General features: G+C 56.2%; 13 protein-coding genes. All 13 read right to left on the reverse strand.

Annotation, left to right across the window (positions count from 1 at the left end; translation table 11 throughout):
• Window positions 1-4: 4 nt before the first annotated feature.
• Window positions 5-580 carry an electron transport complex subunit RsxA gene (rsxA, locus tag KGZ66_09990; GenBank protein ID MBS3985911.1) on the reverse strand — a complete coding sequence of 192 codons (576 nt, stop codon included), beginning with the start codon at window positions 578-580 and terminating at the stop codon, window positions 5-7.
• A gap of 11 nt (window positions 581-591) precedes the next feature.
• On the reverse strand, window positions 592-1,191 hold the full coding sequence (locus tag KGZ66_09995; protein MBS3985912.1) for an electron transport complex subunit E: 600 nt from the start codon (window positions 1,189-1,191) through the stop codon (window positions 592-594).
• Window position 1,192: 1 nt separating this feature from the next.
• Window positions 1,193-2,146: an RnfABCDGE type electron transport complex subunit D gene (locus tag KGZ66_10000; protein ID MBS3985913.1), complete on the reverse strand. Its 954-nt coding sequence runs from the start codon at window positions 2,144-2,146 to the stop codon at window positions 1,193-1,195.
• A 17-nt stretch (window positions 2,147-2,163) separates the two neighbouring features.
• A complete protein-coding gene (gene rsxC, locus KGZ66_10005; protein ID MBS3985914.1) occupies window positions 2,164-3,480 on the reverse strand; it encodes an electron transport complex subunit RsxC in 1,317 nt (438 codons plus the stop codon).
• Between the two features lie 152 nt (window positions 3,481-3,632).
• Complete coding sequence (locus tag KGZ66_10010; protein MBS3985915.1) at window positions 3,633-5,384, reverse strand: [FeFe] hydrogenase, group A; 1,752 nt, start codon at window positions 5,382-5,384, stop codon at window positions 3,633-3,635.
• A 15-nt stretch (window positions 5,385-5,399) separates the two neighbouring features.
• Window positions 5,400-7,193, reverse strand: coding sequence for an NADH-quinone oxidoreductase subunit NuoF (nuoF, locus tag KGZ66_10015; protein ID MBS3985916.1), 1,794 nt, complete (start codon window positions 7,191-7,193; stop codon window positions 5,400-5,402).
• 11 nt (window positions 7,194-7,204) lie between these two features.
• The gene (locus tag KGZ66_10020; GenBank protein ID MBS3985917.1) at window positions 7,205-7,561 is read right to left on the reverse strand and encodes a (2Fe-2S) ferredoxin domain-containing protein; all 357 of its coding nucleotides are present in this window, start codon (window positions 7,559-7,561) and stop codon (window positions 7,205-7,207) included.
• A complete protein-coding gene (locus tag KGZ66_10025) occupies window positions 7,558-8,100 on the reverse strand; it encodes an ATP-binding protein (protein MBS3985918.1) in 543 nt (180 codons plus the stop codon). The genes KGZ66_10020 and KGZ66_10025 overlap by 4 nt, the downstream gene beginning before the upstream one ends.
• A gap of 1 nt (window position 8,101) precedes the next feature.
• Complete coding sequence (nuoE, locus tag KGZ66_10030) at window positions 8,102-8,590, reverse strand: NADH-quinone oxidoreductase subunit NuoE (GenBank protein MBS3985919.1); 489 nt, start codon at window positions 8,588-8,590, stop codon at window positions 8,102-8,104.
• Between the two features lie 53 nt (window positions 8,591-8,643).
• Complete coding sequence (locus KGZ66_10035; protein MBS3985920.1) at window positions 8,644-9,339, reverse strand: PHP domain-containing protein; 696 nt, start codon at window positions 9,337-9,339, stop codon at window positions 8,644-8,646.
• Complete coding sequence (locus tag KGZ66_10040) at window positions 9,332-9,682, reverse strand: serine kinase (GenBank protein ID MBS3985921.1); 351 nt, start codon at window positions 9,680-9,682, stop codon at window positions 9,332-9,334. Before KGZ66_10040 ends, KGZ66_10035 begins: the two co-directional genes overlap by 8 nt.
• Window positions 9,683-9,717: 35 nt before the next feature.
• The gene (locus KGZ66_10045; GenBank protein ID MBS3985922.1) at window positions 9,718-11,013 is read right to left on the reverse strand and encodes a 4Fe-4S binding protein; all 1,296 of its coding nucleotides are present in this window, start codon (window positions 11,011-11,013) and stop codon (window positions 9,718-9,720) included.
• Between the two features lie 16 nt (window positions 11,014-11,029).
• On the reverse strand, window positions 11,030-11,464 hold the full coding sequence (locus tag KGZ66_10050) for an ATP-binding protein (protein ID MBS3985923.1): 435 nt from the start codon (window positions 11,462-11,464) through the stop codon (window positions 11,030-11,032).
• Between the last annotated feature and the right edge of the window lie 15 nt (window positions 11,465-11,479).

Genomic DNA, 11,479 nt, shown 5'->3' on the forward strand with positions numbered 1-11,479 from the left:
CTCCCTATAGCAAGCCCTGAAATCCGAAGAAGGAAATCGACAACAGCCCCGCGATAATTAGAGCAATGGGAAAGCCCTGCAGTGCCTCCGGAATCTCGGCGAGCTCTAGTCTTTCCCTAATGCCGGCAAACACCACGATGGCCAACCCAAACCCCACCGCCGCCGCAAACCCATGCACTAGCGCTTCAACGAGGTTATAGGCCTCGTTAAGGTTAAGAATGGTGACACCGAGCACCGCGCAATTGGTCGTAATGAGAGGAAGATAGACGCCTAACGCTTGGTAAAGCGTCGGGCTGCTCTTTTGAATAACCATCTCCACAAACTGCACCAACACGGCGATGACCAAAATAAAGACAATCGTCCGCAAGTACACGAGGTCATAGGGCAGCAAGAGATAGGTCTGCACTATCCACGTGGCTAAGGAAGCAACGGTCATTACGAAGACGACGGCAAGGCTCATGCCCAGTGCGGTCTCTATCTTTTGCGAGATACCCAAGAAGGGGCATATTCCTAGGAAGCGAATCAGGACAAAGTTGTTGATGAGAATCGCACTAAAGAAGATAACGGCAATTTGATTCATGCTCCCACCCCCTACGCCTTACGCAGGCTAAGAAAGTTGATAAGTCCGATTAAGAGGCCAAGCACTATGAAGGCACCCGGCGGAGAGACCATAATCCCCATCGGCTCAAACGACTGCCAGAACCCAAGAATCTCTAGCCCAAAAAGCGTTCCGGAACCGAGGATTTCTCTGATAGCTGAGACCAAGACCAGCGCGAGCGTAAACCCTACCCCCATACCTAGGCCGTCGAGCGTCGACCGCCATACGCCGTTCTTAGAAGCGAAAGCCTCGGCGCGCTGCAGAATAATGCAGTTAACAACAATAAGCGGGATAAAGATGCCTAGCACCTCGTGCAACCCAGGTACAAACGCCGCCATAATCAGGTCGACCATGGTGACAAATGTGGCGATGACAACGATAAAACACGGGATACGGATTTTGTCGGGTATAACAGACCGCAGGAGGGAAATAAGGATATTGCTAGCTACGAGCACCGCCGTCGCCGCCAACCCCATGCCTAGTCCTTGTCCGGCAGCAATGGACACGGCTAGCGTAGGGCACATGCCGAGGAGTAGCCTAAAGGTCGGGTTCTCGTCGAAAATACCGCGCCAAAATACTCTTAGGTCGTTCATTTTACGCTGCCCCCCGTACAGAGCCAAAGCTCTTCCCGAGTGTGTAACGGTCAATCAGTGGTGTACAGGCATTCATAATCAAGATAGCGAAAGTTACTCCCTCCGGCAAGCCGCCGTAAAGCCTAATGATAGCCGTTATAATGCCGGCACCGACACCCATCACAATGCGCCCCCGCTTAGTAATAGGTGAGGTTGTCCAGTCCGTGGCCATAAAAAACGCGCCGAGTATGAGTCCGCCGGATAGCACATGAAAGATTGGGTCGCCGGCAAAGAACGCGGTTTGCCCTTCCCGCGGCAATATCCATGTTAAGAGCGCCACGGTACCTATGAAGGAGGCCGGTATTTTCCAATCAATGATCTTGAGATTAATGAGCAGCAGACCCCCAACTAACAGAAGAAAGACCGACATTTCGCCAAGACTCCCGGGCCTAAACCCAAGGAACAAGTCAAAATGGGAGGGCACGGCATTCCCTGCGCGGTAGGCAGCCAGCGGCGTTGCGGCTGAAACTAACCCCGGCCCGACCCAGCTAGTCATGCGTGCCGGCCAGGAAACGACGAGAATTGCACGCGCCGCCAAGGCTGGGTTAAAGGGGTTGTGTCCGATGCCGCCAAAGACCTGTTTTCCAATGCCGATGGCTAAAACCGCGCCAATGGCCACCAACCACCAAGGTGCGCCGGCGGGGACGTTAAGCGCCAAGAGCAGGCCTGTCACGGCGGCACTGCCGTCGAAAGCAGGCGAGATGGGTTTATGCCGCAGTTTAAGAATTAACGCTTCGCAAAGAACGGCAGACGCAATTCCTGCAACTAAGAGCAGCAGGACGTAAGCGCCATAGTAGTAGACGGCGAACAGAGAGGCCGGCGCTAACGCAGCTAACACCCAAAGCATGGCCCGCCGCACGCTGTTTTGGCTGTGTACATGAGGAGAGGACGATACCAGAAGCTTTTTAATCTCCATTTTGTGTGCTTCCTCCTCTAGCTACCGCGGTTGCGCTCTGCGTAAATGTCTGACTTCGCACGCCGTATCCACTGTACCAAAGGAATGCGCGACGGGCAAACATAGGTGCAGGCCCCGCACTCATGGCATTCTAAGGCGCCGTACTTCTCTGCTTCCTCCGTACGGCCGCGCTCACCATACTGCGCAATGAGGGTTGGGTAAATGAGCATCGGACAGGCGTCTATACATGCAGCACAGCGCACGCAGGTCATGGCCTCGGCAGCAGGAGACTCGGCACGGGACAACGCGAGAATGCCCGAGGTGCACTTGCATACCGGTACGTTTGGCGTATACATGGCCATACCCATCATCGGGCCGCCGGAAAGCAGCTTGTGTGGCTCGCCCACGAGGCCCCTCGCTGCCAATATGTCGCCGAAAGTAGTGCCGATGCGCACTAAGACATTGCCCGGGCGCTCTACGCAGGCTCCGTCAACCGTTACCACGCGTTCGATGGAAGGCCACCCTGTGCGCAGACTCGCGGCTATGGCCTGTGCCGTATGCACGTTGTTTACGATCACGCCGATATGGACAGGACGCTTGCCCTTAGGAACCCGGCGCCCCAGGCAGGCGGCAATCAGTTGCTGCTCGGCCCCTTGGGGGTACTTTACCGCTAGGGGAACAATGCTAATATTAGGGTCGTTCGCTATCGCCCCGCGGAGCTCGGCAATAGCGTCTTGCTTGTTAAGCTCAATCCCGATAAAGCCACGCGCAACGCCGGTTGCTTTCATCAGGCACTTTAACCCGAGCACCACGTCTTGTGCCCACTCCACCATAATGCGGTGGTCTGTAGTGAGATACGGTTCGCACTCGGCTCCGTTAAGCAGCACAGCGTCTAAAGTCACTCCGGCCGGAGGGGTGAGCTTAATATGCGTAGGGAAGCCGCCGCCCCCCATGCCGACAATCCCGGCTTCGCGAATCCAGGTCACTAAGTCGGCCGGGGACAAATCCTCTAAGCGCTTCGGCTCTATTGACGGATGCACTTCATCGGCATAATCATTCTCAATGACTACCGACAGCACCTCGCGCCCGTTTGGGTGCGCCCGCTTCTCTATGGCCGTAACGCGGCCGGAAACCGAAGCATGCACGGGACAGGCAATTGCTGCCTCGCTCTCGCCAATTTTCTGCCCTAACAGCACTCTGTCACCTACTGCCACGAGTGAAGCATTTGTCGCTCCGATATGCTGCAGCAAAGGGATGACCACGGTCTTAGGCGCAGGCAGGCGTTCAATAGGTAGGGAACACGTCCTGTCCTTCCGACAGGGAGGATGTACTCCCCCAGTATAAGATCTAGCCACTCTCAGTCACTCCTAGAATGCAGAGTAAACGCGTAACACTCTTTTCAGTCTACACGACTGAGCTTGACAAAACAATAACTTGCGACATCTTTATCGACGGAAAAAAAGAGCGGTTTCGACACCGCTCCAGAGATTTTGTCTCTACTATTATCCTACTGCTTTCTCCACGGGAAACGACCGCGCGCCGTATACGAAGTATGCAAGAGGTGATGCGCTTTTTCGCCGCCTACTTCACCGAGGTAGACTTCGTAGAGACGTTGCACCGCAGGATTCTCATGGCTCTTGCGCAGCTTCTGCCCCTTGTCAATCGCGTAGATACTGCTTTGGCGAGCCTGCTTCGCTTCCATAGCGTCTTCGCGCCGCGTACGAGGCTGACCGCCGCCGCCGAGACACCCGCTAGGACAGCCCATGATTTCGATAAAGTGATAGCTCTCACCTGACTCAATGCGCGAGAGCAGCTCGCGGGCATTAGCGAGGCCGCTGACGACGGCTACCCTAATCGTGCCAAGCCGTGGGATATCGACTGTAGCCTCCCGCACGCCATGCATGCCGCGGACTTGTACAAAGTCAAGCTGCTCGAGCGGTTCTTTAGCTATCCATTCGTAAGCGGTGCGCAAGGCTGCCTCCATTACGCCGCCGCTCGCGCCGAAGATAACCCCGGCACCTGTCGACAAGCCGAGCGGTGCATCAAACTCCGACGTGGGGAGACTGGCTAGATCTATACCTGCCGTACGGAACATACGCGCTAGCTCGCGCGTCGTCAGTACTGCGTCTAAATCCCGCTGTCCGTCGTGTCCCATTTCGCTGCGAGCCGCCTCGTATTTCTTAGCCGTACAAGGCATAACAGAGACCGAGAAGATTTTTTCTGCCGGTAGTTTCACTACCTTCTCCGCGTAATAGCTCTTAATTAGCGCGGCCATCATCTGCTGCGGTGACTTACAGGTAGAGAGATGCGGCAGGAACTCGGGGAAATAATGCTCCGCAAACTTAACCCACCCGGGGCTGCACGAGGTAACGAGCGGCAGCACGCCGCCGTGCGTTATTCTGTGAATCAACTCGTTGGCCTCTTCCAAGATAGTAAGGTCGGCCGCGAAATCGGTATCGAAGACGGCCGAGAAGCCGAGCATGCGCAGGCCCGTGACCATTTGGCCCGTGGTAACTGCGCCGCGGGGCAAGCCAAATTCCTCGCCAATCGCTACGCGCACAGCCGGGGCAACCTGCACGACTGTGTGTTTCCCCGTGCCGATGGCACTGAACACGGGTTCGATAGCGTCTACTTCGGTGATTGCGCCGGTCGGACAAACTGCGGAACACTGCCCGCAGAAGACGCAGGCAGCCTGTCCGAGCGGCCTGTTCGCATCCGGGCTGACCACTGTCTCAAAGCCTCTGGCCACTGTGGAAAGAACGCCTACACCTTGCACGGCGTGGCAAACTGCCATGCAGCGCCGACATAGGATACACTTGTTGGGGTCGCGAAAGAGGGCGGGGTTCGACAGGTCAAGCGGCCAGTCAGACTTCTCGCCGACCCACGGTACCGCTGTCACGCCGAGGTCGTGTGATAACTTCTGCAATTCGCAGTTGGTATTGCGGGCACAGGTAAGGCAGGTGGTGGGATGGTTAGAGAGCAAGAGCTCTACATTCATCTTGCGCGCCTTGCGTACCGCGGGAGTGTTTGTGCGCACAGACATGCCCGTTGTAGCCGGCAGGACGCAGGCAGCCTGCAATCCGCGCCCTCCTTCGAGTTCCACCAAACAGACGCGGCACGCGCCAATTTCATTAATGCCTTCCATGTAGCAGAGTGTGGGAATGTCTACGCCGGCTGCGCGAGCGGCCTGCAGTACAGTGCTGCCCTCCGCAACCTCAACCACGCGGCCGTCTATGGTTACTTTAATCATTTCCTGCATGCTTGCACCTCCACGTTAAGCCCGCACTACTGCGCCAAACGGACACTTTTCTAGACAGGCGCTACACTTGACACACTTCTGGCGTTCGATGCGATATAGCTCTTTAGGCTTACCCTTAATCGCGGCAGTCGGGCAAACTCTTGCGCAGAGACCGCAACCGCGACACTTGTCCGGGATAATATTAAAGTTTAGCAACGCTTGACATGCTCCTGCCGGGCAGCGCTTATCGTAGATATGCGCCTCGTACTCGGCGCGGAACTGCTTAAGCATGGAGAGCACCGGATTCGGTGCAGACTGCCCGAGCCCGCACAGCGAGGTCGACTTGATGTTTTCGGCTAGAGCTAGCAGTGCGGGAATATCGCTTTCGCGCCCTTCCCCTGCCGTGATGCGGTCTAGTATCTCTAGCATGCGCTTAGTGCCGATACGACACGGCGTGCATTTACCACAGGATTCATCGCGCGTAAAATCTAAGAAGAAGCGCGCCATATCCACCATGCAGGCGTTCTCATCCATGACAATCAGACCGCCTGAACCCATCATACTGCCGGCCTGCAGGAGCGTCTCGTATTCCATAGGAATCTCTAGGTGTTCCTTCGTCAGGCAGCCGCCCGAAGGACCGCCCGTCTGTGCCGCCTTAAACTCCTTGCCGCCGGGAATGCCGCCGCACACATCGAACACTAACTGCCTGAGCGTAATGCCCATGGGAACTTCCACTAAGCCGGTATTGTTGATGTTGCCGGCCACAGCGAAGACCTTTGTGCCTTTGCTTTTTTCGGTGCCGATGCGCGCGTACCAGGCCGCGCCGTGCAAAATGATGGGACAGATGTTGGCAAAGGTTTCGACGTTGTTAATGAGAGTAGGCTTGCCCCACAACCCCTTGGCGGCTGGGTAGGGCGGACGGGGCCGCGGCTCACCGCGCCTTCCTTCGATGGAAGCGATGAGCGCAGTTTCTTCACCGCAGACAAAGGCTCCGGCGCCGACGCGTATCTCTAGGTCAAACCTAAAGCCTGTACCAAAGATATTATCCCCAATGAAGCCATACTCACGCGCCTGTTCGATAGCGTGCTGTAGCCGCTTTACCGCTAGAGGGTACTCGGCGCGCACGTAGACGTACCCTTGGTTAGCGCCCACGGCAAAGCCCGCAATGGCCATAGCTTCAATCACGGCATGTGGGTCGCCCTCTAAGATGCTGCGGTCCATAAAGGCACCGGGGTCGCCCTCGTCGGCATTACAGACCACGTACTTAACTTCGGAGGGAGCCTGCGCCGTGAACTGCCACTTAAGACCCGTGGGAAAGCCCGCGCCGCCCCGACCGCGTAAGCCGGAAGCCTTAATCGTCGCAATGACCTCTTCGCCGGTCATGGTCGTCAGCACGCGCGCTAGAGCTTCATAGCCGTCGCGGGCAATGTACTCCTCGATTACTTCCGGGTTGATGACGCCGGTATTACGCAGCGCGATACGCAGCTGACGATTGAAAAACTCCATCTCGCCGTAAGTCTGAACTATTTGGCTGGTTAAGGGATCGCGGTACAAAAGGCGCTGTACCGGGCGACCTTTGAGTAAATGCTCGTTCGCGATTTCCCTGGCGTCTGCAGCGGTCACATTACGATAAAAAATTCCTTCTGGGTAAACGACCAGAACCGGGCCCAAATCGCAGGTGCCGATACATCCCGTCTCGATTACCTTGATTTCTCGGTCAAGTCCTAGCTTAGCGATTTCGTCTACGAGCGCCTCCTCCGTCACCAAACACCCGGAGGACACGCAACCGGCCCCAGCGCACACAAGCACATGTGATCTAAACAGATTCAAGATAACCCCTCCTAGTTGCGCGTAACCCAGTCTTCTATGACCCGGCCACCCTGCACGTGCTCGCGCACGATACGACGTGCTTTCTCGGCATTGACGCGCGCATACAGCGTGCGAACCCCGTTGGCGTTAACCTCCACGATAGGTTCGCGGTCGCATAGCCCCATGCAGCCCACCGGCGTCACAGAAACACCCACTAGGCCGCGCGCGGCAATCTCCTGCATAAATGCATTAAGCGTCTCGCGCGCTCCTGCGGCAATGCCACAAGTACCCATGGTTACGTTTATCCGCACTTCGGGCTCTCCCTCGCGGAGCTTAGTCATTTGGCGAACTTCTTCACGCAGCTTGCGCAAATCGGCAACCGTCTTCACTGCTCTCCCCCCACTTGCTTCTCATGTTCCGCAATGTAATCCCTGAGCCACGCAATGATGCGCGGGTTCTTAATCTCGTCGCCACACAATTGTCTAATCTCTCTACTGTCAAGCAAAAATACTTCCCCATCTACCTCGTGCCGATAGACCACGTCGACATGGTGCACCGCAAACACGGCTGCTAGCGTGTCGGCCATGCTACCTAAGGGCGCCCTATCGATATGGTCTAGGGCAAAAATCGCGACAACTTCCGTGCCCTTTCCTGGGGACGAGGTGATGGAGAAGGAACCGTTACACTGCTCGGCGGCCGCCTTGAGCAGAGGAATGCCCAGTCCCACTTTGCGCGTAGTGCGCGTAGTGAAGAACGGGTCAGTCACAGCCGTTAACGTCGCTTGGTCCATACCTCTGCCGTTATCGCTTATCTTTACGGTCAGGCGATTCTCCTGCCTGCATTCGGTGATGGCAATGCCAACCTCCGATGCACCTGCTTCTACGCAGTTCTGTACTAAGTCAAGGATGTGTAGCGCTATCTCTTCCATCTTAGTATTTAGTGAGGACCTCTTTTACTTTCTCTACCTGCAGACGCCCGTACACATCCTCATTAATTGTAATTACCGGCGCAAGGCCGCAGGCGCCGATGCAGCGCGTAACCTCGAGAGTGAACTTGCCGTCGGGAGTAGTGTCGTTTACCTTGATGCTTAGCTCTTTCTCTAGCTCGGCAAGCACTTGCGCGGCGCCGCGCACATAACATGCCGTGCCCAGACACACCCCAATTTTATACTTACCGCGCGGCTTGAGCGAGAAGAGAGAGTAAAACGTCGTTACTCCGTACACCTCACTTAGCGGTACGTTAAGAGCCTCTGCCACCTTCTCCTGCACTTCCTCTGAGACATAGCCAAATACATCTTGCGCGGCGTGCAGCACTTGAATCAGCGCGCCGGCATTGCCGCGATGTGCGTTGAGTATATCCTCTAGGATTTCCCAACGCGGGTCGTGTTCGACGTTAGAGCCACATTTGCAGACTGACATCTAGATACCTCCTTAACTTGTCTGGTGATGATTTTCACTAGCAGCGCCATAAATTAGTACTTTGAGAGCGCCATTATAACGCCTAACGGCGATGATAGTGCAATATCGAGTTCCCAAGGGGTACTCCCGGCGAGCGTTGAGAGGTTGTGTGCGTCGGAGTTGACGACATAAGGATAGCTGCGCGTCGATGCGGGCTGCTTGCCGCGCTTAGACACCTCTACTACGCGCACTCCTAGGTGTTCAGGTACAAATCCTAGCTGCACAGCCATGCCGTAGCTCTTATCTACATGTGCAGGTATCACTACCCCGCCGAGCCGCGCTGCCTCCCAGCAAATGTCATCTACAGAGAGCGAGGTCGGCGACAGAAGCAGTTTGTCTTCCCAGCCAATGATTTTGCTCTCGGCATCGAACAAGTATTGCTGGCCAAACACTTCGGCGTCGCATCGCCTGCTAGGCAAAGCGTCAAATACGTAGCAGTCGAAACTCTCGGCGACAGCGAGGTTTGGAAACAAGCACAGGATATGCACGTCTTCTCGCGACCAAACTTCAAGCCCCGGGACTACTATCAGCCGATCCCCCGCTGCCTCGGTTACGGCGCGGGCATTGCGCGCCGTATTGTGGTCGGTCACGGCAATGACCTGTGCGCCGACCAACAGGGCCATATTGACGATGTTTCTTGGCGTCATCTCCGGCGACGCACACGGGGATAAGGCGCTGTGAATATGCAGGTCACAGCGCACCTTAGGCACGGTGACACCCCTTAATCCCTAGGGCATACATTTTGCCGACAAGCTCAAACGCTGGCACCTCGCTAAATAGTACCACGACACTCTCCGCTTGAGCTTTACTGACTAGCTCCGGCGACGGCTCTTTGCAGTTAACGAGGACAACCGCCGCAAGTCCGAGCAGAGAGGCCACGGCGATAACGTTGCGATGCGACTGGCGCGTCACCCATACGCAATCAAGGGCGCCGTGTGCTAAAACATCACTTAGCATATCGGAAACGTACCCGCCGGATACATGCCGCTCGAGGTGCTCCTCACCGCATACTACGCGCAAGTCGAGTGCTTCTACCAGTGCCTTGAGATTCATCGTCAGTCAGTCTCCTCTTTAGTGCAAATCGGTTACTACCCGCGCCCCATGGCTGGCGGTAGTTTTCCTGCTAAGTCCATCAGCTCGCCCGCCAAAGCACTCACCTGCTTGCGCAGGACAAAAACGCAGTCACTCTGGCTAGCACTACCCCTTACTATATCTTCGGCTAGCGCTCGACAATGCGGTGCCCCGCACGCCCCACAGTCTAACATGGGCAGCTGCTCGACTAACGCTTCCAAGTCGTTTAGTTTCTGCAGTGCGACTTCGATGTTCCCGTCAAGCTGCAGGAAGGGCCGCGGGAGAAGCGTCTGCCGCAGAGCGAGCGCAGAGGGCGGTAGGTCAAGTTGTGGTAAGGATGCGCCTTCGAGGCGCTGCGCCATTCTCGCAATGCGCACGCGGGCGATAAAGGGATTCTCTACTACCAGTACCCCGCCTACACAGCCGCCGATGCAAGCCTGCCCCTCGATGTATTTTACGGACCGCAGTCTGCCAAGCTCCACTTCCTCAAGCAGCGAAATGACATGCTGCAGGCCGTCTACCGCTAGATACTCGTCCTTGGCGATAGCTATGCCCTCCCCGCCACTCACTGCCCACGCTAACCCGCGGGCAGAACCGTACACGGGCTCCTCACGCGTTACTTTGGGCAGGGACTTAAATACATCGGCGTATATATCAGCCATGGAGAAGGCGCCTGTCAGCTGGGAGTGACCTTGCCCGACGGGCTGATGCACTGCCGTGACCTTAGCCGGACAAGGAGTAGTGAAGAAGACGCCTACCTCCTCGTCAGTGCACCCTGTTGCGCTCTGTATCTCCTGCCGCGCGGCATAGGCGGCTACCTCCATCGGTGCGTCGAAGGGGACGAAATGGTCGATTAAGTCTGGAAAGCGCACTTGTACTAAGCGCACCACGGCAGGACAACTGGTGCTAAGTGCCGGATAGCGGGCGTTTCCTCTCTGTAAGTGCTTGGCCACGGCAGATGCTACAACGTCTGCCGCGCGCGAGACTTCGAGCACATGTGAAAACCCAAGCGACTTAATGCCGGAGAGAATTTTGCCTAAGGACACTTCACTGCGAAACTGGCCAAAGAATGAAGGGGCCACTAGGCAGGCGTTGTACTTCTTGCTGTCAAGCAGTGCCCGACTGTCGGTGATTACGGATTTAGCGCGATTCGGACAGGCTCTGATGCACTCGCCACAATCTACGCACCGCGCGTCATCGATTACGGCCTTGCCCTGTCGCACGCGGATGGCTTCGGTGGGACAGCGTTTAATGCAGTTTGTGCAGCCTTTGCACCTGTCTTCGTGCAACTTAACGGAATGAAAGTATGTCATATGCTACCTCAATCACTTAGGCGCGATTGGCAAAGCACATATAAACAACGGTGCCCTCGCCTAACACTGTCTTAATATCCAGCTCGTCGGCGTTGCGCCGCATGTTTGGCAAGCCCATGCCCGCGCCAAAGCCAAGCGCTCGCACGTGGTCCGGCGCGGTTGAGTAGCCTTCCTGCATAGCTAATTCTACATCAGGAATGCCAGGTCCTTGGTCTTCGGCCCACACTTCTACTTTGATGGGGCTCACCTTGGCCTTAAGCACGCCGCTGTAGGCGTGAATAACAATATTAAGCTCGGCTTCGTAAGCCGCGACGGCTATTCTCCTTGATAAAGCGGGAGCTAATCCGATTTGCTGCAGAACTCGCTTCAGTCGCGAGGCTCCATCTCCAGCTTGGCTGAAGTCACCGCCAACTACTTGGTATGCAACCTCAAGCACCGCCTGTTCGACCATGTGCCGTCCTCCCCG

The sequence above is a fragment of the Selenomonadales bacterium genome, from assembly GCA_018335585.1.
Lineage (GTDB): Bacteria > Bacillota > UBA994 > UBA994 > UBA994 > UBA994.